Below are 23013 nucleotides of genomic sequence, written 5' to 3' on the forward strand. Positions count from 1 at the left end.
TTATGCGCTCCAGTAGAACGGAAGGAAAGGGGCGCTGTCCGGTCCGACCGGCACCGGCGCGAGGAAGTGGAAGCCCAGCCAATGCAGCCAGCGCTGCGCGGCCTCGTTGCGCTGGTCGACGACGTTGAACAGCATCGAAGGGAATGCCTGCTGCATCCGGTGCAGGGCCGGGCGAGACAGGCGCAGCAGTTCCTTCTGGACCGACAGCGGGTTGAGCCCCGTCGAGCCGACCATCCAGGGCGTACCAATGCCGCCGAGGATCGAGTAAGGGGTGGCGCCGAACATGCACACCGGCACGTCGCGCACCATCGCAGTCCATGCCTCAGCGCTGCCCGCCAGGCCACGCTGCAGGGCCTCCGCCGGCGTGGTGCGGGCGCATGCCCACAGCTCGACTACGTCTGCGGGCCGTGCCGCAGCCGCGATCATTTCAATGTGTCCAGCCTCGGCCGGTACCAGTTCTGCGGTGACCTTCATTCGGACGCCACCACCTGGGGCATCAGAGAAAGGATCTCCATCGGAAGCGGGTCGTCGCTCACGATGTGGAAATGACCGCTGTCCACGCCCCACCGGCAGGACATGTTCTTGCGCAGGACGCCCGTGTACGGGGCCGTGGGCTCGTCGTAGTCCTCAAAATCACGTTGCGCGATAGGGTCCAGCGTGTCCAGCGTGGTGCCGACGTAGACGCCGCGGGTGTTGCGTACCAGTAGCGCGACTTCGAAGGCGAGCTTCTTCATCGGGCGCAGCGGGTCGCCGCCATTGGCGTTGACCTCGAGCGTCTCGATGTGGGCGGTGTAAGGCAGGCCGATGTGCACCACGCCGCCCGGGCGCTGCAGCTGCACCTTGCCGTCGACCACCAGCAGGTCCTTCTGCACGTTGCCATCGACCAGGGCCACCACGGTCTTGCCCTCCAGGTGGCCCATGCCGGCGATCGTCGAGCGCTGATAAGTCCAGTCCTGCACAGCGACGCCGCGCAGCGCCAGCGGCACCGAGCCGATCGATTCCACCGTCGCTACCGTGGGCGACACATACGCCATTACCCGCACGCGGACGTGCTCGTCGCCAATTGCCAGCCGCAGGATGTTCCCCACGTCGCCTGCCCCGCTGAAGATCGCGGCGCCGGTGGTGGCGGTGATCACGGAACCCTCGTTCCACCCATCCGTGCTAGTCAGGGTCATGGGCGAGCCGTTCGGGCGCCGGCCGTCGTAGGTCAGGAGGCTATCGGCGTACTTCCAGTCGAGCGGATCGTCGTACCGGGTCGGGGCCATCTGCTCCACGTACTGGACCCATTCGCCGTTGATGAAGCGACGCACCAGCAGGTAGACCTCGGTTTCGATCTCGCCCGGCAGGCAGCACACGTCCAGCACCTGGCCATCGGTTTCGTGCGGATGCCAGCCGGTGACCTCCTGCTCGGGCATGTACGTGCAGCCGATCAGCACGCCATCGGTGCGCGGCATCCACAGGATCGGCCAAGGCGCGGTGCTGTACTCGATCCCGCGAAAGGTATAGCCCTGCACCAGGTGATCTGCCCAGATGCTGATCTCGTTGCCGCGGAAGCCGTCCTTCTCGAACTGATAGGCCAGATCGCGCACGCGCTGACCCTGTGCCTGCAGGAACACCGCCGACTCGCCCAACACGCGGGCCTGCAGGTCGCCGGTGCCATAGGCCGACTGCGGTTTGATCCCGATGGTGCTGGGCGTCACCACCGAGTCCTGGCCGCCGGTGACCTTCCACTCTCCGCCGGTCGTCAGAACCAGCAGGCTGTCCAGTGGAACCAGGTCGCGGATCGCATTCACTTGGCGCGCGTTGATCGTGAACGACACCGCGTCGCTGTCGACAATCGGCGAGCTGCGCCCGAAGTTGGGATAGTCGCCGATGTTGGACGCCCACACCGTCTGCGGGTCGCCGGGGCTGCCGGCGAACCAGAGGCGGTCGCCGAAGAACTCAACCTCACCGGGATAGCCGTAGCGGTAGGACCAGGCACCCACGGCCCACACGTCGGTGCCGCCATAGGCGCCCGCGGCGTACTGGGTCACCACGATATTGTCGGTGCCAGTCGGCGGCGCCTCGTAGAAGTTGATCAGGTCCGCGCCGGGATCGATCGTCCAGCCCTGTGCCATTACTGCACCTCCTGCGCGACGTTGCCGCCGCGGCCGATGCCACCACCGCTGGTGCCGCCGGTGCCACTGCCACCGGGGTAGTACGGATTCGACTGCACCGGCACGCCATCGATCTTGACCTGATAGTCCAGGTAGCTGCTGCTGGTGGCGCCAGGGATGGAAAACTGTTTCGTGGTGCCATCGCCGTTGAACGCCCACGGACCGGCCACCGGCGGCGGAACGTTGCCCACGATACTGTCGGGGATCCGCTCGATCACCGTGGCGGTGACCTCGAACGGGCTGGCGAACGCGGTGATCTTCATGATCCCGAACCCGCCGTGCACGTATTCCCATTCGACCCCGACGGCGTAGTCGTTGACGTTGTCGAACTTCACGTCCTGCGGGCCGTCGAACGCTCGGCCGCTGTCGTGCACAGGGCGCACGCTGCCGCAGACGTAGTACGGCGTTCCTTCCAGGCCGGTCACAACCGGGACGCTCACGCAGCGGTAGACCTTCTGGTCGCTCCGGCGGAGGGCACCCAGCGGCACGTTCTTCTCCGCCGCCACCCATGGCTTCACCGAGCGCAGTTCCTTTTCCTCGGCATACAGCAGCGAGCCGACCATCTCTGCGGTGAAGGTCGGGACGTTGGTCGTCACCGTCACCACGCCCTGGGTGCCGGACACCGCCAGCAGCGCGGCCTCGTCGTTGTTGAACGGGCGGAATGGACCACGCCGGTACTCGAAGTCCCGCAGTTCGAACTGGTCAACAGCGAGGCGGCGCAGCTCCTTCGGCGGGATCCACGGGTGCACCAGAAACAGCACGTCAGCCGACTGCGTGTGACGCACCTTGTAGATGTCCTCGCCGGTGTATGGCGTGGCCACCTCGACGATCTCCCCTGCCCCGTTGCGCAGCAGCGCGCCGCCTACCCAGAACCGCATGTAGCCGTCGCCCAGCTCGATCGCGTACTTGACCGTTGTCGAGTAGATGAACGGGATGAAGCGGGTGGCACGGTCGTTGTGCTTGGCGCCGCCGCGGAACAGGTAGCCCGGCCGTTTCTCTCCCCCGCCGGTGGGCTTGGTGATGACGTTCAGACACCGCTTCAGGCTGATGGCGTACCGCACCATATCGACGCGCCCCTGGAGCCCGGGCGACAACTCACCACCGGACATGCTCGGTTGCAGCAGACGTGCCATGGTCAGGCCCTCGCCATCTGGGCCATGGACGGCTGGCGCTCGTCCTCGTCGGCCTCGTTGAAGTCATGCGCCGCGGCCTGGCTGAGCGCGAGCTGGTACAGCTGCTTCAGGCCGGATTTGTTGGACAACCCGTTGGCACCGATGATCGTCGGCGCTCCTTCCTCGGCCAGCTTGCAGGCCAGCGCATCGACGAAGTGCGCTGGGTAGCGCTCCGGGTCTTCCACGCGCGCGACGTAGATCAGATAGGCCTCGGCCCGATCGCACAGCAGCGACGTGCCGTCCGTGCCCATCGCCTGCTCGAACTGGATGCCGTGGCACTGGCGGAACTGCGGCTCGCACCAGCGCGACAGGCGGCGGCCGGCGCGCATGCCTTGATCGTCGGTGATGGCCAGCACGGTGATGCAATCCGCCGGACGAGCGTAGCGGATCTCCCAACCCGGCATCGGTGCCTCAGCGGCGACGGCCAGGCGCTGGGCCTTCATCGCCCACGGCCACAGCCGGTCGGCCAGCACCAGGTCGCGCATCGGCTCCCACAGGCGCGAGAACACGCGCGCCTCTTTGGAGCGCTCGGTCAGCGAGGTGATCGTGATGTCCTGGGCCAGCTTGCCCAGGGCCAGGTTGCAGATTTGGACCTGGGACGTCATGGGTCAGCCCTCACCGTTCGGGTACAGCACTTCGCTGGGCTTCGGGCCCTTCGCGGCTGCCAGCCCCATGTCGGTGATCTGCAGCTCCAAACGGCGATGCACCTTGCCATCGCGCGTTTCCTCTCCGAGCGAAACCACGGTCGCGATCGCCTCAATGGCGACCTGTGCACCAGAGGCCGGCAGCTGCTTGATGCCCTGTGCTGCGATCTGGTCTTCGTCCAGGTTGATGCGCAGCCCCCACGGGTAATCAGGCTCGCTGCAACCTGACGGCGCCGTGGCGCAGCAGTCACAGCCGTGGTCGTGGCTGCCATCTTTTTTCATGGATACGAGCTTCATGTGCCGCTCCGGTAGTGGGGGCGCCCGAAGGCGCCCCCTGTGGTTGCCGTCAGGCGTTCGCCGACTTCTCGGCCACGGCCGCGTCGATCGCCTCGATCACGCCCTTGCGGGGCTTCTCGGCGGCAGCTTCCTGCTCGCGGTATGCGACCAACTGCTCGACTTCCAGACCGGCCAGGTCCGCCTTGATCAGGTCAGCGTTGCGGGCCAGGAACGGGTCCGCCGGCGGCGCCGACTTCTCGGCCACGGCCGCGTCGATCCGCTCCATCCAGGAGCCCAGCTGTTCCTTGCTGGCGATCTCGAACTCGTCGTTGACCTCGCGCTGCTCCCCGAAGAAGCCGCGCCGGGTCGCGCGCACGCGCAGGCCGGTCACAGGTTGTTCTCCTGGTGGCCGGCGACGATTCCCGCGGTGACCTTGCCCGTGGTCGGCGCGGTACCCACCAGGGTGTAGTTCAGGCGGACATAGCGCAGGTTGGTACCACGCGGCACGTAGTACAGGCCGCCGAACACAGAGCCAGCGGCCAGATCAGCCAGCAGCTTGGTCTGCGAGCCGACGACGACCGGTGCGGCGAAGTTCTCGGTGGCCGAGACCTGCAGCTCGACCTGCAGGCTGGTGGCGTTGTTGAAAGCCTCGACTACCTGCACACGCAGCGGGATCGGGGTGCCCGGGCCGATGTCGCGCTTGATCGGGGCGCCCTCGCCCTGCACGGTGCCGGTGGGGCCCAGGTCGATGACGTTGGTGGACACTGCGCTCGCCAGCACCGACTGTGCGTTCGAGAACAGGTTCTGCTGATCGAAGATCATGGTGGTTTGCTCCTTGGAGTGCGGTAGGGAGCGGGGCCGGAGCCCGCGCGCCCGATTCAGTGGCGGCGGATCAGACGACCCGGGCTTCGGTGTTCAGCAGCGCATCCGACTCGCGCAGCGGGATGCCGCGATAGGTCAGCACTTCCTCGCCCTCGATCTCCTTGCGGGTGAGGCGCACGAAGTTGTCGGTGGTGCCGCCATTGGTGGCCAGCGCGTCCAGCGCTTCCAGCATGTCGGTGTTGAGGTAAATGGCCGCACGGCCACCCATCACGCGGCGCTGCTTCAGCTTGTAATAGGCCTTGCGCATGAAGTCGTAGAGCTTCACGTTGCCGGCCTTCACGTCGGACACATCGATGTTGGCGATGCGGGACACGTAGCGGTAGTCGCGAACCGACAGGCCAATGTCCCACTGGAACTTTTCGCGGACCACGTCGAGGATCGACCCATCCGCGTTGGTCTTGGTCTGCTTGCCCTTGTCCTCACGATCGATGCCGGCCTTGCTGCCCTTCGGGTACAGGCCATGGACGGTGTTCTCACCCCAGACGATGAACCAGATCGAGGTGTTGTCCGAGCCGGTGCCGCCTGCGTCGACGATCTGGGCGCCCGAACCGCTGGTGGCGATCTTGTTGAAGCGGGGAGCAAAGCCAGTGAACTTCGCCGGCGAGGTAGCCTGGTCACCGTAGAACATCGAGGTGGCCACGCCCTGGTTCAGGCCTTCGAGGAATGCCTGGGCTTCGGACAGGCGCAGGCCGGCCGAGTCGCCGGTCATGCGCACCAGCTTCTCGTCGATCTCGCTCCAGGCTTCGATCATGCCGGTGGCATCGCGCACCTGGGCGGTGGTCGACTTGGTGGGCTGAACGCCCTGGTACAGCATGCGCCAGGTGCCTTCGGGAATGCCGGTGCGCACGGTCGTCAGGTGGGTGGTACCGTCATTGCACTCCTTGACGATCATGTCCTGCAGGATCGGGTTGTCCTGCGCCAGCAGCTCGATCACCGCAGCGATCTGCTTGTCGGCGTCGGTGCGCTTGAACACGTCCGCCAAGGTCAGGTAGGTGTTGCCGATGGTCGACATTGTTTGTCTCTCCAGATACGAAAAAACCGCCTTGCGGCGGCGGGTTGATGGGGTATTGCGTAGCGGCTATCAGCCGCCGTAGAGGATCGACTTCGGGTCGCTGGAAGCGCCCGGACCAGACGTCGTGGTCCCGCCCAGGCCATCCACCTTGCTGTCGCGAAGGAACCCGCCGAAGAAGGCGAACGCCTTGATCATGGTCGGATGGTTGCCCCAGCCCAGCTCGTTGAACGCCTTGGTCAGCTCGGGGTCGTTGATGGCCTTTACCGCGGTGGTGGCCAGGCCGACGGTTTCGTCGTACTTGGCGCCCAACTGCTGCTTGGCATCCACGCCCCACTGCTCGACCTGCTGCAAGCGCTGGGCTTCCATTGCCTGCTGCATCGCCGCCGCATCCTGCCCGGCCATCTGGGTGTACAGGTCAACGGCCTCCTGGGCCTGCTCCTGCGTCCAGCCTTTGGCCTTGAAGAACTGCGTGGCTGCGCCCAGTCGATCGCCTTCCAGGGTGAACCCTTCCGGCAGGTTGAACTGCCCGTACTGCTCCGGTGCCGCGCTGGTCTTACCGTCCTCGGGCTTGCCGGCTTCACCGCCGCCTTCACCCTCGTTCGGCTTTCCATCGTTGCCCGCAGCGTTGCCACCGCTGCCGCCGCCATCGGTCCCCGCCGGCGCACTGCTGCCGGGAACCTGCGGAGTTTCGGTCGTGGTGGTGGTATCGCCGGCGCCAGGATTGGGGTTGCTGGCAGTGTTGGCGTTGTCAGTCGACATCGTTGATTTCCTCGGGTTGCTGCAGCTGCGATTGCAGCCGCTTCATTGCACTGTTGGCCTCGGCGCGCATCTGTGCTTCGCGCTCCGGGCAGCTGTCACGGACGACGCGCAGCCACCACTGGCCGGCCTCCTGACGTCCGATTTTTCGGGACTGCGCCATCGCGTTGGTGTTGAACGCGCTGTCATCCACATCCATGGCCTGAATGAACAGCCACACCAGCCGGCGCCCGGCTGGATCGGCCAGCACTGCCCGCGCGTCCTCGCGCAGCTGGCTGTCCTGCAGGTCCGCGATGCGCTCGGCCACACGGCGCTGCTCTTCCTCCCGTGGGTCCATGCCGGGGCGCTTCATGCGGCACCCTGCATGGCGTCAATCAGCGCCTGGGCCGCCGAGCCTTCCTCGGGCACGGTGTCGCTGGCCGTCTTCAGCGCCTGCGCGGCGTCCTTCATGGGCTGGGCAGACGCTGCCAGCTGCTGCTGGCGCTGCTGCTGCGCGCGGTCTGCGCGGATCCTGGCCACTGCATCGTCGCTGCGGATGATCGAGGCCGGGCCGCCCACGGCGGCGGTGTACTCGTCGACCACCTGGTCGCTGTCCAGCTTGTCCATCACGGACGGGTCACCGGTGGCCTGCGCCACGTTGGCCACGAAGGTCATGGTGCGTTCGATCGACCCGACCGCTGCCGCCTTGGCGGCCTGCGCCAGGATGCTGGTGTATTCGATCTTCAGCGGCACATTGGCCAGCACCTGCGGCGGATCGGGTATGCGGCCCGCGCGCTCCAGCAGGCGGAACACCCGCACCACCACCGGGTCCAGCACCTCGTCGGTGATCGACTCCAGCGTCGGCGCCAGCACTGCCGCCTTCTCTTCCTTGCGGGTGACGATCTCGGTGGCGGTGCGGTCCGTCTTGTCGCCGAGCGCCTCCAGCATCAGGAACAGCTGGTAGAAGAACGCCCGCTGGATCCGCTGCTCGACGACCGAGATTTCCTCGCGGATCTGCGCCAGGCCACGCGAGTCGGGCATGTAGACCGGCGATACCGTGGCGTTCGCCGCGTCCTGCGGCAGGTATACCTGGCCACCTTTACGCAGCCGAGCCCCGCCAGTTCGGCGCAGGCTCTCCGGCATAGCGAGCGTCGGATCGGACATCTGCTCCATCAGGCGCAGCTTCTCGCCTTCCAGATACTGCAGCTGCTTGATGTCGCCCAGGCAGTTGATCGCCGGGCAGGACGAGTAGATGTCCTCCGCGACGGGGTTCCAGCGGGCCACGACGAACGGGGCCTCGTAGTGGCCGCCGATGTCGATCACGCCGTTCTGGCCGTTGGCCGCTCCATCAATCCAAACCACCTCGCGGTAGGGACGGAAGCGCGGAGCCTGCAGCCCCAGCGGGCCGATGCCGGGCCGCTCATCCGGGTTTGGCTCGATCAGGGACTCCACCCAGAACCTCTGGTCACCGTTCTTCGGCAGTGCGTCGCGCACCACCGACGGCAGCGCGTCTGCGCCGTAGCGTTCCTCCAGCTGCCGCGCCGTCTTCGGGTAACGGCGCCACAGCGAGTCGACCCGCCCCTGGTCGTCCAGCCCCACGGCGTAGTTGCCGGCGGTCAGCGCGTAGAAGCGGACCACCTCGCGCGAGTCTTCCAGCACCAGCAGCGGAGCAACGCCGAAGATTCCGTCCTCTGCGTATACCACCGGCATGGCCTTGTAGAAGTTGCTGCTGGCCAAGGTGTCGCGGATCCGCTGGGCGACATCGTCCAGCCACACGCGCACGCCGAACAGCTCGGCAATGGCCGGGTCAGGCGTGGTCACCTTGAACCAGGGCTGCGCCTTGGGCGTCATGTGCGACATCATGCCGGCCGCCATCACACCCAGCGCATCGGTGGCAGTGCTGTTGATCACCTTGGCCCAGTTGCGCTTACGCGGCTTGTCGTCCTGGTCACCGTAGAAGCGGCCGCGGGTCGGGTCGATGTACTCCGACGTTTGGCGCCACAGCGGCGTCCAGTCGTTCTGCGCCTCCTTCAAGGCGGTCTTGCGGCGCCGGCAATGCGCCTGCAGCTTCGCGATGTCCATCAGCCTCCCCCCAGCACGGTATTGCGCGGAGCCGTTCCACCCAGCGCAGTTGTGGTCTGCCCCAGCGATCGATACGCCACCGAGGATGCGCCGCTGCTGGCGTAGGTGCGGCGTTCGTCTTCGGCTTCCTTGCGAGCGCGGCGCACACGGCCGGTCGGATCACCCACGGCGGTTTTGGTGATGCCGAGCGGGTCGGCGTACTTGCCGGTTTTGTCGCCGAACAGGAGGCCACCCGGATCGATCACCTGGCGCGAGGTGCACATGGCGTCAGGCACCCAGCGCCGTCTTGACCGACGCGGTCGGCATCGCCGAGCTGGTGTCACCGGCCAGGATGGTCGACCGGCTGCCGAAGCGCAGGCGCTGCCGCTGGCGCTCGCGGTCACGCTCGTTCACGGCGGCATCGTCGATCGACTCTGGCGCCACTTCAGGCGCTGCGGCCACCGGCTTCACCTTGGGGGCGGAGTTGCACATGGGTTACCTCGTTACAGCGGGTTGTAGGGTTCGCCGGCCTGCTGGTCGGCTTGGTCATATGGCTGGATGGGCGATCCATCGGGGAAGCGCGGCCGGGGCATCACGGGGTATGCGAACGACAGCACCAGGGCGTCGGCCCGGTTGGGGCTCGGCAGGCCGCGGCGCTTCATGTCCTTCTTCGATTCCATCTGCAGCTTGCCGTCGAGGCGCGGCACGGTTTCGGGTGCCTGCAGCTCGTCGCGCAGCTGCGGGTCTTCAGGGATGGCGCCGCCTTCCTTCAGCCAGTCGCGGCAGGCTTTCCACATCTCGGCGCGCTTGTTGAGGCAGCCTTGGTCGCCCGACTCTCCCGAGAACCACACCAGGCGCCAGTCGCGGCCCATGGTTCGGCCTGCGGACACGATGCCGGTGCCGAACCCGCCATCGACGAACACAGCGTCGGCCTGATGCTCGTCCTCCAGCTGGGCGAGGATCGCCGCCACCGCCATGTCGTTGTCGTTCTTGGCCAGCGTGCGCAGCTGCCGATAGGCCAGGCCCTGACGCAGGCCGATCACCAGCTCGTCGTCGCCTTCCCACGCCGGGTCCAGCGTGAGGATCTTCGGCGCCCAGCTGTACTGCTCCGGCCGCAGGTGTCGCCCGTAGGCTGCCGCCACATCCGCCTCGGCGATGAACTGGCGGGCTGACATCGAGGGGAACAGGCCGCGGATACGGACCTTCACCACGTCGCTGTCCTCGCCGTAGTCGCGCACCATGCGCTCGGCCTCGACCAGGTTCACACCCTCAACGGTGCGGCTGTCGATCTGCTCGGTGTCCCAACTGGCCTTGAACCGGCGGAAGCACTCGCGGAACCGGCCGGTGTTGCGGGTGGTGTTGCCGAACGCAGCCCAGATGATCTCGGTGCCCTGGTCGGTCAGCGCACCCTCGGCCACTTCCCACACCTTGTCGGCGATGGCCGAAGCCTCGTCGAACACCAGCAGGATGCGCCGGCCCTCGTTGTGCAGGCCCGCGAATGCCTCGGTGTTGTTCTGCGACCACGGCACCGCGTCGATGCGCCAGGTCTTGTCGTGGCCCGGGGCGTTGCTGATCAGCGCGGTGGCGGTCAGCGTTGCCCAGTCCTTGGTGAGGCTGATTCCGTGCCACTTCGACAGCTCGGCCCAGGTCTTGGTGCGCAGCTGGTTATCGGTGTTGGCCGTGACCACGCCGCGGGTGTCTTCGAACGTGTCGAAGGCCCACTTGATGAGCATCGCCACCAGCGCGGACTTGCCGATGCCGTGGCCAGAGCCGACAGCCTGGCGGATCACCTCGCCAGCATCAGCAGCCCCGGCCTGCAGCTTCCTGCCAACCTTCTCCAGCTGCCGGCGCTGCCAGGCTCGCAGCTTCTTGCCATCCAGCGGGCCGCCTTTGACGCCCCAAGGGAAGTTGAACAGAACATAGCCCAGCGGGTCGTGCTGGAACGAGCCGATCGCCTCGACCAGCTGCTGCTCAGGACTCCCGGCCAGCTGCGCGCTCACGGGCGGCCCTCAGTTGGTCGGCCAGGTTGTCCTGCACGCCGTGGTCCAGGGCAACACGCTCGCCGTACTTCTTGGGCTGCAGCTTGCCGGCGTACCACTTCCGGGCATCGATCATCAGCTTGGAGCGCTCGACCATGTCGCCTGTCTGCCGCTCCAGCACCTTGCCCTTGCCGTCCTTCTTCAGCCGCTCGCCCAGCACCGCGTTGTCGGCGATGTCGAGGATCTCTTCGGCCAGCGTGTCCGCCTGCAGCTCGCGTGCACGCGCGTACTGGTTGCGAAATGCCTCGTTCTCGGCCAGCCAACGAATGACCGTGGAACGACTCGGCATCTTTGCCGTGGAACAGATCGTGCGCAGGCTTTTGCCATCAACCAGCAGGTCGCAGATCGCGTCGGCCAGCTGCTGGCTGTACTTGCTCGGCCGTGCCATTACTGCTCCCTGTCCGCCCGGATCACGGCTTGGCAGGCGCGGACGTGGTCGTCGGCGTCGCGGCCGATTTGAACAAGAGCGCCCGCGACCTCTGCTCGTAGTTGGGCTGCCTGGTCACGTTCGATGGTGCCGGCGACGGCTTGGGACAGGCGAGCGGTATTGCACGTGGCGAGGTCGTCGCGCAGCTGGAGGCTGCCATCACGCACGCCAGCAACAACAGCAGCAGGGACGGCCGCGGCCGCAGTGCGGTCTTCTTCATGCTTCGCTCCAATGGCGGCCAGTGTCTCGGCCTGGGCGTGCTCGGTGGCACGGGTCTGGTTGACCTGGGTGGCGACTGCCTCGGCGCTGGCGGCGCGCTGGTCGGCTTCCCTGGTCTCTGCCAGGTCGCCGCGCCAGACCCACCCCGCACCGAACATGGCTGCGGACCACAGGGTGAAGGCGGCGACTGCGATGGCGATGCGGTTCATTGCGTAGGCTCCGGGGGAATCACCGCGCCAACTCGGCGCATTGCGTCTTCCAGGGACATGACGCGCAGGCGCAGGCGGTGCGATTCCTCCTGCGCTGCCATGCGCAGCCGGATCTCGTCGGCCAGCTGATTGCTGGTGGCCACCTGGGATGCCTCCAACGACTTGACCCGCTCCACCAGACCATTGAGCAGGTCGACGTTGGCGTCGGTCTCGGTGCGCTCCTTGCGCCGGGACAGAATCGAGCCCCAGGTCTCGCGGACCACCCACAGCGCCACCGCGCCGCCAGCCAGCCACCAGGGTGCGGTGTCCTCCGCCATCAGCCTGCCGCCTGCATGGCCGCGGCGTAGCACTTCGGCCAGCGGTCGATGTGAGGCTTCCCAGGTCGCCAGGCGTCCAAGTACTGCTTCCACCCCATCGACACGTTCCCTAGCTCGGGCAAGCGCTGCGGTAGCGTGAACAGCAGCAACCTGGCGAAGCCCGCAGCCAGGATGTCGTCCAGTTCAAGCTGCAAATACACCGAAGCCTGATTGGCGCTGACACCCTGGGCTTTGCACAGTGCGGCAGCAGCCACGCGGGTCGACGGGTGGTTCAGCACCCCGCGAACGCCACCGCCTTCTTCGAACTGCCACAGGCCACGGGCTGGGCCCTTCACCTGCCGGCGGTGGGCCAGGCCTGACTCCTGCCCGGCAATGGCCAGCATCAGCACGCGAGCCTCGGGCGAGTCGTAGCGAGCGGCACCCAACAGGGCGAGCGCCGGCACGACCACGTGCTGCAGGCACTGCGCTGGGGTCATTGGCAGCAGCAGCTGTGACATGGGTGGATCTCCGGCGATAGGTGCCCGTCACCGCAGCCCGGCAGGCTCGGCGAATTGGTCCGGTGAGGGTGGACGGGCGTGGATGGTTGCGGGGGCCGGATTCGAACCGGCGAATCTCCGGGTTATGAGCCCGGCAGCCTGGACCTCTGGCCTACGCCCGCAGAAAGCGCAGTCCCGGAAACGCAGAAGCCCCGACGCAGGGCCGGGGCTTCAGGGACAATTCTTGACAGTTGCAGAATTAGGGCATTTGCTTGTGCAACTTGTCAAGCGGCAGAATCAGGCTCCACCAAAACCGAGTAACGGACTGCGCAATGGCAAATGGAATAATTCTTAAGGACGGCCGCCTGATCAACGTCGACTTCATCGCTTTGGTAACCAGCCCAAATGTTGCAGGGAACATCGCGTCTTTCACGATTGACCTCAGCGGCGTAAAGACAATCGAGGTTCGCGGCACCAAGGACGATGTTCTGAGGCAGTACTTTGAGATTCGCCGAGTGATGGGCATCTCTGATCAGAATACCCAGGGTTAAGCGGCTACAGACAGGCCTGATAGCCAGTCGACTCCGCGTTGCAACTCCCGGCGGTACTGCCAAACTGATAGCGTGCCGCCGTACTTCTCCGCCACCATGCGCGCCTTCACCGCCTGGCTGGCCGAAACCGTGTACTCGGTATGCAGCACCAATGCGCGAAGCGGGTGCTGCCGCATCATTGATGCGAGCGCACGCTCCACCCACATCAATGCCTCTGGGATACCTACATCGACGGCGATCTCGGGATTGTCGTGCGGCTTGTCGGCGTCGTTCGTCGACCGCACCGGGTCCACAGCCCATGCCGGCAGCATGCCCATGCCCTCCACGCCGCTGCGATCAGCCATGAACCTCCGGCGGCTGGAACCGTCTCGCCCCACCAGATCGCGCAGGGCCCTTTCCCGCGTGCCGGGCGCCATGTCGCGGGCCTTCTCCAGCACGTGCGTGCTGCGGTCAGCGTAGGTCAGCGCGAATCGGTTGGCCTGCGCATGGCCCCAAGCTCGCAGCTGCTGCACCAGGTAGTCATCAGTCGCCATCGCGCATCCCCTTCAGCACGTTCTCGTCGAATCGGAACACCGGCAGCAGGCCGTCGGTGTTGCAGCCGCCCTGCCGGTCTGGCCGGCGCTGGCAGTGCGCCGGGCTGCTGCCGCGCTCGCGCATGGTGCAGACGGCGCACACGCCATGCCGGCGCAGGTAGGCGTTGTATCGCTTCCGCGTGCGGGCCTCGGCAGTGGTCATGCGCCGCCCCTGATCAGGCTGTCGCCGTACAGGCCGATCAGCAGTGCATCGGCTCGACCGTTGTCCTTCTTACGTTGCAGCTGCGTCGCCGCGGCCGGGAATCGCTGGATAGCCAGCACGCGGCCGGCGTCCTTGCTCTTCCCCGACAGGTCGAATCGGCGCTTCCATACCGACGGCTGCACCAGCACTAGGTGCAGGCCCAACAGGCGCACGGTCGCCTTCAGTTGCCCGAAGCCCTCGGCCAGGTTGTGCCTGGCCACTGATCCCTCGATGGCCTTGCCCTCGTCGTTGCGCATCGGACGGGCGTGGATGCGTTCCAGAGCTACGGCGATCACCGCACCAGGATGGGCGTCCCGCTGTTGGCGAAGGAATGCGGCAACGGCGCGCGCGTCGACCTCCCCGTCCATCACCGGCATATCGACCATTGGGCCGGGCTCGCCGTCCAGCAGCGTCACAATGGCGCCTGTCAGGCCGGGGTCGATGCCGAACGTCAGGCGGCTTGCCATGGGCGCTTCTCCTTCATGTGCTTCTCGATCAGGGTGTTCTGGAGGTCCAGCAGGTATTCGTCGCTACCGACCTCCTGGCGGAACTTGCGGGGTTGGCGGGCGTACGACGGGCCGAACAATTCCTCGCAGCGGGCGGCGGACATGCCGCCGAACGGCTCGCCGCGGTGGGACCACGGATTCAGACCGATGGTGAAATCGTGGCCACGTCGCTTGGCGCCGTGCTTGCCGCCGACCGTCAGGTGGTGCACTTCGGCCGGTATAGGCCTGTCGCCCAGGTCGATGCCCAGGCCATGGGCTACGATGCAGCCTATTTCGCTGATCGCATCCATCCGCTGCTGCTGGGCCACGGTCGGCTTGCTGGTTGAGCGGCCGCGCTTCATGCTTGCCCCCAACAGACAGGGGAATTTGCATGGACTGCGTATACAACTGCATGGCTGAGACTGGGTCGGTCAACTGGTCGGCTTGGATCCAGACGGCAATAGCCGCCGCTTCTGTATTGGTCGCGGCATGGGTGCCCACCAGAATCTTCAGACACGATCAGCAGAAAGCAGTCATCCGTGAAAGAGCGCGAGCGCGATGTGCCTTCGCGCTCGCGATGGAACCATTCAACACTCAGCTTTTGGAGCTCTTTGAAATAGGCGTGAACCTCACTGGCAACAACCGCGACGACGAGCTTCTTCAGAGAGCCCTGACTGCAACCGAGATTTCCAAGGAAATGCGAGACGCGCTCGCGGTTGGGCACGAATTCCCTTCGCTTTCCGACAGCCTTGTGACCTTTGCCCTTCGCCTCAGTTCCGCCCGGTCGAGCGCCGTTTCCACCTCCAACTCTGCTTTTGCGCAGTGGCATGAAGGCAACGACCCATTCGGACTGGCGAAGACGATAGAAGCAGCAGTCGAAGCGGGCTTGGCCCTTGGCAAGGCCGTCGATGAGGTACTCGGCAGCTGACATTCCCATCACGCCACCCTCCTGTTCTGCCCAGCCATGTTCCAGAACTCGGCGCGCACGTCGTCGAGCATCACGTGGGCGTAGTGGTTGCCGATGTACTCGGTCAGTCCGTCGAACAGCTCCTGGAACCGGGCCTGTTCCATCTCATCGAATGACAGGCTCTCGGCGCGCTTGACCGGGATAGTGCGGATCTCCGGCAGCACACCGGCCAGCACTTTGCGGGCGCCTGCACCCAGCAGCGCCTCGGAGGCGTCCAGCACCGCGGCGATGACTGGCGTGGCGTCCATCTCCACGGTCTCGCAGCACACGCCGGCGTCCAGCTGCAGGCGCTTCACCGCGTCGTGCGCGTCCAGCTGCTCCCAGCCTTCCACGTTGTCGACCATCAGGTGCCCGATCTTGTGGATCAGGCGGTGCTGCCATTCCTCACGCGGCTGCTTCAGCTCGCCGCGGATCTCCCGGCCCACTCGGAACTTGCGATCGCGCAGCAAGCGCTGGTCGACGGCATTGGCCGGCACCAGGGCGCCCACCAGCTCGCCGGTGTTCGGGTCGATCAGCTTGGCCACCACCAGGTAGATCGGCCGGCGCGCACGCTTGGCGCGGATCTTCTTCGCTGCAGCGGTCTGGGTCATGCGACTTCCCCCAGCTCGTCGGCAGCGCTGCGGTTGACGTAGGACGTCGATCCGCCGTGCCACGTCACCGGAACCACGCCGATGTTCCCGTGCCGGTTCTTCACCACGTTGATTTCTGCCGCAGTACGCTCGGCCTGCGGGTTGGACAGGTCGCGCCACAGCATCATGATCTGGTCGGCTTCCTTCTCGATTTCTGAGCTGTCGGCCAGATGCTTCATCTGCGGCCGCTCGCCGTCGGCCTCGCGGTTCACCTGCGCCAGTGCCACCACCGGTATGCGCAGGTCGCGGGCCAGGTTCTTCAGGCTGCGGGTGATGCTGCCCACCTGCTGGTGCTTCGGTGCGCGCGACATCGATGCGATCTCGATGCGCTGCAGGTAATCGACGTACAGCGCGCGGATGCCCAGCTGGTGCTTCCACCGGCGGGCCTCGCGCACCACCTCGGTGATGTCTGGCGATGGCCGATCGTGGATGCGCACCGGAAGCGCGCCGTACTGCTCGGCGGCGTGCAGCAGCGAGCCGACGTCGTCGTGACGGAACTTGCCAGCACGCAGGCGGCCGACGTTTACGCCGGAGCCAGCCGCCAACCAGCGCAGGCCAACCTGGTCGGCGGGTTGCTCGCCAGAGATCAGGCCCACCGCCCCACCCTTCGCGCCGGCGGCAGTGGCGCCGAGCAGGAAGCCGGTCTTTCCCATCGCCGGACGGGCGCCAACGATGATCAGGTCGCTGTCGTGGAAGCCGCCCAACGCCTCGTCCAGGTCGAAGATCCCGCTGGAGACGCCGATCAGCTTCCCGCCATTGCGCTGCGCTTCCATGGCCTGAGCCACGGCCGCATCGAGTGCCGACTGCGACGTGTGCTCGTAGCTGCGGTCGGCGGTGTGAAGGGTCATCAGCCGCTGGATCGCGGCGTCCACCGCGTCCTCCTGCCGAGCCTGCGCGCCTTCCTGCAGCTCCCGCGCGATCGCCAAGGCCTCACGGTCCCGCCACGCGGACAGCAGGATCGACGCTTGATAGGCGGGCTGGCTGCTGGGGTAAAGATCGCGGTCGACGCCGATCAGCATCGCCAGTTCGCTCAGTCGCGGGCTGCCCATGCGGTCGGCCACGTCCGAGATCGTCACCGCGTCCACCGGCTTCCCGCCTGCGTCCATGCTGCGGATCAGCTCCCACAGCTGGCCGTGCGCCTCGTTGCCGAAGTGAGCTGGCTGCAGCGGCATGTCGGCGATGCTGGACGGCCGGCACATCGCCGTGTGCAGCACCTGGCGCTCGACCTGATGGATCGCCGCGCGGTGGTTGGCTTCGAGGGTCGTCATGCGCTGAGCCTCGGCAGTGCGCCCTTCTGCGGCGCTGGCGCTGTACCCGGCCGGGTCGGCGCCTGGTTCTGCGCGCGGCTCAGCCAGGAATTCACGAACCGCATGGCACCGCTGCGGGTTTTCCGATTCTTCGGATTGGAGATCGTCCAGGCCTTAATCGCCCGCAGGGTCTGCATCACGTCAATGGCCGGGTACAGCTCGGCGAACTCCCGAACTTGGGCCTCGGTGATTTCGAAGTCCCTGCCGTCGTTCAGCAGGAAGCTGACGGCCACTGGTGAAGCTGGCTCCGGTGGAAGCAGGTCAGCAGCCGGAGCCGGCTCGGCCGGCGCGGCGCAAGTGGTTTGGTTTGGGTTCTCTCTGGGTTGGGTTGGGTTGGGTTCTGTTTGGGTAACCGTTGGGGGAACCGTTTCGGAAACGGTTTCTGCAACCGTTTGGAGAACGGTTCGGTAGTCGTTACCCAAGTGCTTGACGTACTTCAGGATTGCGCCAGCCACACGGGCCTTTGCCTCCCCTTTCGGAAGCGCCTCGAACTCCGCCATACGCGCCGCCGCCACGTTCCCGTTGGCGACCTTGTTCCAGCGCAGGAATCCGGGCAGAAAAACAACCCCTTCGAAACGGTATGCGAAACCGTTTCGAGACAGTTCGGCAAACCCTTCCGAAACCCTTTCCAGAGACCACCCAAGGTCGGCCATCACGTAGCCGTCGGGGCAGCGGTAGCAGCCCAGCCCATTCGAGTGGGGGCCGGTCATCAGGTAGGCGGCCAGCAGCTTGCCGGCATCGGTCCACTCCTGGGCATCCTGGCTCTGCCAGAACGCGCACTGGATCTGCCCATACTCACGCATGGCCTGCCCCCTTCAGCAGCTGCAGGCAGCCAGCGATGAACCACAGCGAGCGAACGGCCAGCATCGCCTTCTCGGTAGCGTTCATGGCCACTTCGCTCCCAGGCTCTTGGCCAGCGGCTCCATCAGCGCGGCCAGCTTCGAGAACTGAGCCAGCGCCTCAGCGTGCTGCGCTTCGGGGGAGATCAGGTAGCGCTCGATCAGGTAGTGGATCGGCGTGACATCCTTGGTCTCGGCGATGTATCGCTCCAGGTCGTCGATCGACAGGCCACGCGGCTTGCCACCGCTGTCGCAGCCGGCCAGCTTCTCGCTCAGCTTCGAAGGGGCCATGTCGAGCCGACCGGCAATCGCCGTCACACCCGCGCCGGCGTACACCTGGGCCGCGATGTGCTCACGCAACGACCTGTTGCGCGCGATGCCGTCATCGTAGGTAATTGTTAGGCTTTTCATGCAGTTATCCCGTAGGTGGGAATGCTGGGGTCAACGTGTTCCCCTGCGTTCCCCTGACTGGTTCTGAAAATGGCCGCATCCCCAAATCGGAGTGCAGCCCTGTGGCGAAAACGAATCAGCTGGCCGGAGCCAACGTCCTGACGCTCATGCGGATGGGTGGGAAGTGGTTCGTGTTGAAGCGGGTCGGCGAGCGGGTCGACGTGAGGCCGGTTGGCAAGGTGGTGCGGCCGCAGCGGCGCCGGAAGGTGCCCGGGGTAGTGATCCCCTTCCCTGTCGCGGCGCAGTAAGTGGTCATGTCAGGCAGCCGCCTCGCTCTGCGGTGCTTCATTGGCAGCAGTGGCCGGGGGAGCGCCGAAGACGTCCGGCCGCAGCTCGCCGCGCTGGACGCGCCCGCGCGTGGCCCTATGGATCTCGTTCGCCAGCTTGGCGCTGGGCTGCTTGTTCCCGAGCGCGATCTGATACAACGTGCCCGCGCTGCAGCCTGCCTTTTTGGCCACCGATTCCAGAACCGGGCACTTAAGCGTCCCGGTTCCACCCTTGGATACCGCGTAGTTGGTCAGGTTCATGCTCGGCACATTACCGTTTTGGTTATGGACGGTCAACACCGTTTCGGTCATTTCGCCACAGGGCTGTACTTGTGACCATTACCCCTATGGACGCCAGCACAGCCAGAACCGAAAACATGCGCCGCTTGGTCGCCGAGGCCGGTGGTCCGGCGGACTGGGCGAGGAAATACGGCGGCAGCCGCTGGCAGCAGCCACAGGTCAGCCAGTGGATTTCGGAGACTTCGCCAAAGGGCATCGGCGGGCGGCTTGCCCGCGACCTGGAACTGGCAATGGGCATGAGCCGCGGCGAGCTCGACAGCCCGCCTTCCCGGCAGTCTCAGCCAGTGGGAATCGACATCGGTACCCTTCGCTCAGCTCACCGGCTGCTGCAGCTGGTGGCTGAGATCAGGGGGGAACCACCTGTCCCAGAAATCAACGTCACTGCCTTGGCCGTTGCATATGAGACGGTCCGCGCAGAGGCCGCGTCTCTGGACGACAGCAACGTCCTCGACTTCATGCGGGCCTTTGTGGCCCGGTTGGACAAGGCAAAGGGAGATGGCGATGGCACTGAGCGAAGAGCGGTTGAAGGAACTGGCTAGCCGTATGGCAAAGGCGATGGGTACCGAAACACCCACGCCACGGCCGCATCTGCGCCTTGTGACGCTTTCCACGCCCGCCAGACAACTGGACGACCTGACCAGGGAATCCCATTGCCGCATGATTCGCCACCTGCGGCGCCGCTGGGGCTACTCGATGCAGCTGATCATCGACCAAGCTACGTTTGGCTTGGCCGGAATCGAGCAACTCGACGACGAGCAGCTGATCCAGCTTCATCGCGATCTCGAGCGCGCCCAGGACTGCATCCACGATGGTGTTACGTTCGAAGATGCAGGACTTCTTCGTTCCCACTTCTGACCCGGAACCGCCCATGAAGCTGGTGCTGATCACCCTTTCCACTGCACTAGTCCTGTCGCTCGGCTTGAACGCGTACGCCCTCTATCGCATTGGCGAAGTGGAGGCCAGCGTGCCGACCAAGGTGGAGGATCTGGATGATTGGTACCCCAGCCACATGGAGCAGTTGGAAATGGCGAAGGAGAAGATCGACGCACTCGAGGAACAAGTGGACGATCTCGAAACCAAGGTCCGCAACCTGCCGAACTACTGACCCACGGCGTTCCCGCCCTATCAAAGCCCCGCTCTGGCGGGGCTTTTTCGTTCCCGGGGCCCGCCCCGGAAATTAATTACCGTTTTGGTATTGACGTGACGTAACCGTTTCGGTAATGCTATCCCCGTCGGCCCACCCGGGCCATATGACGGGGTTCACCATGGCAGTCCGCACCGCAAACGACTTGGCCCGCGCTGCCCAGCGCAGCCATGACGGCCGCGCACCGGCCGAACCGAACGACGAGGCCTTCCAGTTCGCCTGCGACCACGTGGCGGCGGAGCTGGAACGCGAGGGCGACGTCGCCCCGCTGGTCGAGAAGCTGAGCCAGGCTCGGCACGTGATGACCCACATCCTGACGCAGGAGGTTCCGGTCCACCTGTTGCCCCACTTCCGCGAGCTGGCCGACCTGGTCCGCGACATGTCCTGCCGCGTGGACGCCTCGATGAGGGATTTCGATGCCGGGCACCTGGAGGACGCCGCATGAGCGCCCCTGTCGATGTGCAGCGCCTGCGGAATGACCTCGCCTGGTGCCTGCTGATGGAGCGCGGTGCCAGTCGCCGGGCTCGGCACTTCGAGCGCCGGGCGAACAATCCGCGCAATCCGAACCGCGCAGCTTCTGCACGCGTCGCCGCTGGCTACCAAGGGGACGCGGCGAAAGACCGTCGCCGCATCGCCGAGCTGCGTGCCGAGCTGGCGAGCGTCAAAGGCGGTGCCGCATGACCGCCGCCGAACGCGAGCATCGCCACCACGTGGTGGCCACTGTCGTCGCCAATACCCTGGCGTTCTGCCTGGGCGTGCTGGCCACCGTACTGCTGCAGGCGGTGCTGTCGTGACCGCCGGTCTGCTGGACGCGCTGGAACACGCAATCGCGATGGCTACCGAGCGCGCTGAGATGCGCGAGTTCGAAGTTCTGCGCGATGCCCATGACTTGGCAACCGAGCTTCTTGCTGCGGCCCACGCCTCGCTGATTGCCCGCGACTTGGCCGACCAGCTTGCCGCCGACGACCGCCTGCGCGCCGCCCTGGCCGCGTGCGAATCGGAGGACGCATGCGCCTCCTGATCTTCTTCGGCTGCAGCAACTGGCGCCACTTCGCCGCCTGCCTCGCCTGCTACGCCATCACCGCCGCGCTCGCGGCCGCCATGTGCTGGCCGCTGGCCTGGTCCTGACTTCCCGCCGGCGCGGCCGGCTCCTACGAGAGGCACCACCGATGTTCCAACTCGATCAACACGATGCGGTGTTCTCGCATCTGAACCTGCGGAAGGAAAAGCACGGCGACGAAGACGCGGCCGCTGCTGACCTGAAGTTCTCGCTGAACGCTCCGAACACGATCCTCAACACCATCGACCCGGCCATCCTGCCGGCGTTCTGGAAGAAGGCCGACAAGGGCCAGCAGCAGAACCTGCCGATGGAAGGCAGCACGGACCTGGTGGCGCTGAATCTGCCGCTGCTGGGCGAGCAGGACATCACCGGGAAGTTCGAAGGCTACGAGCTGTCGATCGGCTCCCTGATGGACCACATCGAACCGGTGTTCTTCGCCGACGCCAAGGTGAAAAAGATCACCTGGAAGCCGCTCGAAGGCGGCAGCGTGGCTATGGGGTTCACCGTCTCGGTGCTGCTGGACGAGGACGAAGACGCCGAGCTGATCTCTGCTTGGCGCCGCGGTCAGGTGCGCCTGACCCTCACGCCGCCGAGCGCCGCCCCGCAGCAGGCCGACCTGGCCGCGTAACGAATTCCCCCGCCCTCGCGGGCCCCGCGCCGGCCGGGATTCCACGACGCCGGCATCCATTCCTCAGAACCCACGCCAACGGGAGTTCTAACCATGGCACTGCGCATCATCCGCTCCACCGACCCGATCACGGTCACCCGTCTTAACGTCTGCATCTACGCCGCACCCGGCCTGGGCAAGACGTCCATTTCGTTCACCGCCGACAAGCCGCTGCTGCTGGACTTCGACCGCGGCGCGCACCGTTCGGCCAACCGTAAGGACACCGTGCAGGTGGAGCGCTGGGAAGACGTGGCGCACATCACCGCCGACGATCTGACCGACTTCAACACGGTGGTGGTCGACACCGCCGGCCGCGCGCTCGACACGCTGACGCCGGACATCATCCGCCGCAATCCGAAGATGGGCCGGGGCGGCTCGCTGACGCTGCAGGGCTTCGGCCAGTTGAAGGCAGAGTTCGTGGCATGGCTGAAGCACCTCAACAGCCTGGGCAAGGACGTGGTGCTGATCGCCCACATGGACGAGCAGCGCAACGGCGACGAGATCATTGAGCGTCTGGACGTCCAGGGGGGCAGCAAGGGCGAGATCTACAAGGCGGCGGATGCCATGGGCCGGCTGTCGATCCGCGACGGCAAGCGCATGCTCAACTTCAGCCCGACCGATGCGTCGTTCGGCAAGAACCCGGGCCAGCTGGAGCCGCTGGAAGTGCCGCACCCGGAGCGTGACCCGCAGTTCCTGGCTCGCGTGATCCAGCAGATCAAGGACCGGCTCAACGCTATGACCGAGGAGCAGCGCGAGGCTCAGGCCGTGCTGGAGAAGTGGCGCGACCGCACGACCGCTGCCGAGGACGTCGCCGCGATCAACTCGTTGTTGCCCGAGGCGAAGGGCGGATCGCAGGCCATGAAGGTGCTGCTGAACGACCGTGCCGCCGCGCTCGGCCTGACCTTCGACAGCAAGGCCGGCCAGTACGCCGCGCCGAAGGCAGCCTGAC

General features: G+C 65.9%; 36 protein-coding genes and 1 tRNA gene. 9 read left to right on the forward strand and 28 right to left on the reverse strand.

Annotated features, from left to right (window positions below; translation table 11 throughout):
- The 23 genes from ACTXG9_RS04660 to ACTXG9_RS04770 form a co-directional block, all read right to left on the reverse strand.
- Entirely contained in the window at positions 1 to 474 is a 474-nt protein-coding gene (locus ACTXG9_RS04660) for a hypothetical protein (RefSeq protein ID WP_456115559.1), read from the reverse strand.
- Complete coding sequence (locus ACTXG9_RS04665) at positions 471 to 2117, reverse strand: hypothetical protein (protein WP_456115558.1); 1647 nt, start codon at positions 2115 to 2117, stop codon at positions 471 to 473. The genes ACTXG9_RS04660 and ACTXG9_RS04665 overlap by 4 nt, the downstream gene beginning before the upstream one ends.
- Positions 2117 to 3289 (reverse strand): hypothetical protein, encoded by a 1173-nt coding sequence (locus ACTXG9_RS04670; protein ID WP_456115557.1) that lies wholly within the window; start codon positions 3287 to 3289, stop codon positions 2117 to 2119. Before ACTXG9_RS04670 ends, ACTXG9_RS04665 begins: the two co-directional genes overlap by 1 nt.
- 2 nt (positions 3290 to 3291) lie before the next feature.
- Positions 3292 to 3933 carry a hypothetical protein gene (locus ACTXG9_RS04675; protein ID WP_456115556.1) on the reverse strand — a complete coding sequence of 214 codons (642 nt, stop codon included), beginning with the start codon at positions 3931 to 3933 and terminating at the stop codon, positions 3292 to 3294.
- Between the two features lie 3 nt (positions 3934 to 3936).
- A complete protein-coding gene (gene gp10, locus ACTXG9_RS04680) occupies positions 3937 to 4269 on the reverse strand; it encodes a capsid staple protein (RefSeq protein WP_164085984.1) in 333 nt (110 codons plus the stop codon).
- A 49-nt stretch (positions 4270 to 4318) separates the two neighbouring features.
- Positions 4319 to 4639 carry a hypothetical protein gene (locus ACTXG9_RS04685; protein ID WP_456115555.1) on the reverse strand — a complete coding sequence of 107 codons (321 nt, stop codon included), beginning with the start codon at positions 4637 to 4639 and terminating at the stop codon, positions 4319 to 4321.
- On the reverse strand, positions 4636 to 5070 hold the full coding sequence (locus ACTXG9_RS04690) for a Bbp16 family capsid cement protein (protein ID WP_206621249.1): 435 nt from the start codon (positions 5068 to 5070) through the stop codon (positions 4636 to 4638). Before ACTXG9_RS04690 ends, ACTXG9_RS04685 begins: the two co-directional genes overlap by 4 nt.
- Before the next feature lie 70 nt (positions 5071 to 5140).
- Positions 5141 to 6142, reverse strand: coding sequence for a major capsid protein (locus tag ACTXG9_RS04695; protein WP_054172936.1), 1002 nt, complete (start codon positions 6140 to 6142; stop codon positions 5141 to 5143).
- A 69-nt stretch (positions 6143 to 6211) separates the two neighbouring features.
- Complete coding sequence (locus ACTXG9_RS04700; protein WP_456115554.1) at positions 6212 to 6901, reverse strand: hypothetical protein; 690 nt, start codon at positions 6899 to 6901, stop codon at positions 6212 to 6214.
- Positions 6891 to 7250, reverse strand: coding sequence for a hypothetical protein (locus ACTXG9_RS04705; RefSeq protein ID WP_138464159.1), 360 nt, complete (start codon positions 7248 to 7250; stop codon positions 6891 to 6893). Before ACTXG9_RS04705 ends, ACTXG9_RS04700 begins: the two co-directional genes overlap by 11 nt.
- Complete coding sequence (locus ACTXG9_RS04710; protein WP_456115553.1) at positions 7247 to 8959, reverse strand: portal protein; 1713 nt, start codon at positions 8957 to 8959, stop codon at positions 7247 to 7249. Before ACTXG9_RS04710 ends, ACTXG9_RS04705 begins: the two co-directional genes overlap by 4 nt.
- On the reverse strand, positions 8959 to 9222 hold the full coding sequence (locus tag ACTXG9_RS04715) for a hypothetical protein (protein WP_456115552.1): 264 nt from the start codon (positions 9220 to 9222) through the stop codon (positions 8959 to 8961). The genes ACTXG9_RS04710 and ACTXG9_RS04715 overlap by 1 nt, the downstream gene beginning before the upstream one ends.
- Before the next feature lie 4 nt (positions 9223 to 9226).
- Positions 9227 to 9430, reverse strand: coding sequence for a hypothetical protein (locus ACTXG9_RS04720; RefSeq protein WP_049446572.1), 204 nt, complete (start codon positions 9428 to 9430; stop codon positions 9227 to 9229).
- A gap of 11 nt (positions 9431 to 9441) precedes the next feature.
- On the reverse strand, positions 9442 to 10938 hold the full coding sequence (locus tag ACTXG9_RS04725; protein WP_456115551.1) for a hypothetical protein: 1497 nt from the start codon (positions 10936 to 10938) through the stop codon (positions 9442 to 9444).
- A complete protein-coding gene (locus tag ACTXG9_RS04730; RefSeq protein WP_456115550.1) occupies positions 10910 to 11365 on the reverse strand; it encodes a terminase small subunit-like protein in 456 nt (151 codons plus the stop codon). The genes ACTXG9_RS04725 and ACTXG9_RS04730 overlap by 29 nt, the downstream gene beginning before the upstream one ends.
- Positions 11365 to 11832, reverse strand: a complete 468-nt coding sequence (locus ACTXG9_RS04735; protein ID WP_456115549.1) for a lysis system i-spanin subunit Rz — start codon at positions 11830 to 11832, stop codon at positions 11365 to 11367. Before ACTXG9_RS04735 ends, ACTXG9_RS04730 begins: the two co-directional genes overlap by 1 nt.
- Entirely contained in the window at positions 11829 to 12149 is a 321-nt protein-coding gene (locus ACTXG9_RS04740) for a hypothetical protein (protein WP_322535215.1), read from the reverse strand. The genes ACTXG9_RS04735 and ACTXG9_RS04740 overlap by 4 nt, the downstream gene beginning before the upstream one ends.
- Positions 12149 to 12646 carry a hypothetical protein gene (locus ACTXG9_RS04745; RefSeq protein WP_456115548.1) on the reverse strand — a complete coding sequence of 166 codons (498 nt, stop codon included), beginning with the start codon at positions 12644 to 12646 and terminating at the stop codon, positions 12149 to 12151. Before ACTXG9_RS04745 ends, ACTXG9_RS04740 begins: the two co-directional genes overlap by 1 nt.
- Before the next feature lie 83 nt (positions 12647 to 12729).
- A tRNA-Met gene (locus ACTXG9_RS04750) sits at positions 12730 to 12808 on the reverse strand.
- A 364-nt stretch (positions 12809 to 13172) separates the two neighbouring features.
- Entirely contained in the window at positions 13173 to 13709 is a 537-nt protein-coding gene (locus ACTXG9_RS04755; RefSeq protein ID WP_456115547.1) for a hypothetical protein, read from the reverse strand.
- Positions 13699 to 13911, reverse strand: a complete 213-nt coding sequence (locus tag ACTXG9_RS04760) for a hypothetical protein (protein ID WP_456115546.1) — start codon at positions 13909 to 13911, stop codon at positions 13699 to 13701. The genes ACTXG9_RS04755 and ACTXG9_RS04760 overlap by 11 nt, the downstream gene beginning before the upstream one ends.
- Positions 13908 to 14417, reverse strand: a complete 510-nt coding sequence (locus ACTXG9_RS04765) for a hypothetical protein (RefSeq protein ID WP_456115545.1) — start codon at positions 14415 to 14417, stop codon at positions 13908 to 13910. Before ACTXG9_RS04765 ends, ACTXG9_RS04760 begins: the two co-directional genes overlap by 4 nt.
- Positions 14402 to 14764, reverse strand: coding sequence for a Ref family recombination enhancement nuclease (locus ACTXG9_RS04770; protein WP_456115544.1), 363 nt, complete (start codon positions 14762 to 14764; stop codon positions 14402 to 14404). The genes ACTXG9_RS04765 and ACTXG9_RS04770 overlap by 16 nt, the downstream gene beginning before the upstream one ends.
- A gap of 62 nt (positions 14765 to 14826) precedes the next feature.
- Here ACTXG9_RS04770 and ACTXG9_RS04775 point away from each other — a divergent pair, with 62 nt between their 5' ends.
- A complete protein-coding gene (locus ACTXG9_RS04775) occupies positions 14827 to 15363 on the forward strand; it encodes a hypothetical protein (RefSeq protein WP_457654775.1) in 537 nt (178 codons plus the stop codon).
- A gap of 8 nt (positions 15364 to 15371) precedes the next feature.
- On the opposite strand, the gene ACTXG9_RS04780 is transcribed toward ACTXG9_RS04775, so the two are convergent.
- From ACTXG9_RS04780 to ACTXG9_RS04800, 5 genes are all read right to left on the reverse strand, one after another.
- Positions 15372 to 15992 (reverse strand): hypothetical protein, encoded by a 621-nt coding sequence (locus ACTXG9_RS04780; protein WP_456115542.1) that lies wholly within the window; start codon positions 15990 to 15992, stop codon positions 15372 to 15374.
- Positions 15989 to 17299: a replicative DNA helicase gene (locus tag ACTXG9_RS04785; protein WP_456115541.1), complete on the reverse strand. Its 1311-nt coding sequence runs from the start codon at positions 17297 to 17299 to the stop codon at positions 15989 to 15991. Before ACTXG9_RS04785 ends, ACTXG9_RS04780 begins: the two co-directional genes overlap by 4 nt.
- A complete protein-coding gene (locus ACTXG9_RS04790) occupies positions 17296 to 18141 on the reverse strand; it encodes a hypothetical protein (protein WP_456115540.1) in 846 nt (281 codons plus the stop codon). Before ACTXG9_RS04790 ends, ACTXG9_RS04785 begins: the two co-directional genes overlap by 4 nt.
- 81 nt (positions 18142 to 18222) lie before the next feature.
- Complete coding sequence (locus tag ACTXG9_RS04795; protein WP_054172918.1) at positions 18223 to 18588, reverse strand: hypothetical protein; 366 nt, start codon at positions 18586 to 18588, stop codon at positions 18223 to 18225.
- A gap of 296 nt (positions 18589 to 18884) precedes the next feature.
- A complete protein-coding gene (locus tag ACTXG9_RS04800) occupies positions 18885 to 19154 on the reverse strand; it encodes a YdaS family helix-turn-helix protein (RefSeq protein WP_456115539.1) in 270 nt (89 codons plus the stop codon).
- Positions 19155 to 19270: 116 nt separating this feature from the next.
- On the opposite strand from ACTXG9_RS04800, the gene ACTXG9_RS04805 reads away from it, so the two are divergent.
- The 8 genes from ACTXG9_RS04805 to ACTXG9_RS04840 all read left to right on the forward strand — a co-directional run bounded on the left by ACTXG9_RS04805 (position 19271) and on the right by ACTXG9_RS04840 (position 23012).
- Positions 19271 to 19732, forward strand: coding sequence for a hypothetical protein (locus ACTXG9_RS04805; RefSeq protein ID WP_456115538.1), 462 nt, complete (start codon positions 19271 to 19273; stop codon positions 19730 to 19732).
- The gene (locus tag ACTXG9_RS04810) at positions 19695 to 20048 is read left to right on the forward strand and encodes a hypothetical protein (protein WP_456115537.1); all 354 of its coding nucleotides are present in this window, start codon (positions 19695 to 19697) and stop codon (positions 20046 to 20048) included. Before ACTXG9_RS04805 ends, ACTXG9_RS04810 begins: the two co-directional genes overlap by 38 nt.
- Positions 20049 to 20061: 13 nt before the next feature.
- On the forward strand, positions 20062 to 20298 hold the full coding sequence (locus tag ACTXG9_RS04815) for a hypothetical protein (protein WP_456115536.1): 237 nt from the start codon (positions 20062 to 20064) through the stop codon (positions 20296 to 20298).
- Between the two features lie 160 nt (positions 20299 to 20458).
- Complete coding sequence (locus ACTXG9_RS04820) at positions 20459 to 20782, forward strand: hypothetical protein (RefSeq protein WP_456115535.1); 324 nt, start codon at positions 20459 to 20461, stop codon at positions 20780 to 20782.
- On the forward strand, positions 20779 to 21018 hold the full coding sequence (locus tag ACTXG9_RS04825; protein WP_206621228.1) for a hypothetical protein: 240 nt from the start codon (positions 20779 to 20781) through the stop codon (positions 21016 to 21018). The genes ACTXG9_RS04820 and ACTXG9_RS04825 overlap by 4 nt, the downstream gene beginning before the upstream one ends.
- Before the next feature lie 109 nt (positions 21019 to 21127).
- Positions 21128 to 21358, forward strand: coding sequence for a hypothetical protein (locus tag ACTXG9_RS04830; RefSeq protein ID WP_456115534.1), 231 nt, complete (start codon positions 21128 to 21130; stop codon positions 21356 to 21358).
- A 148-nt stretch (positions 21359 to 21506) separates the two neighbouring features.
- The gene (locus ACTXG9_RS04835) at positions 21507 to 22025 is read left to right on the forward strand and encodes a hypothetical protein (RefSeq protein ID WP_252744903.1); all 519 of its coding nucleotides are present in this window, start codon (positions 21507 to 21509) and stop codon (positions 22023 to 22025) included.
- A 93-nt stretch (positions 22026 to 22118) separates the two neighbouring features.
- Positions 22119 to 23012 (forward strand): ATP-binding protein, encoded by an 894-nt coding sequence (locus tag ACTXG9_RS04840; protein WP_456115533.1) that lies wholly within the window; start codon positions 22119 to 22121, stop codon positions 23010 to 23012.
- Position 23013 lies beyond the last annotated feature (1 nt).

The sequence above is a fragment of the Stenotrophomonas maltophilia group sp. LNF247 genome, assembly GCF_054083135.1.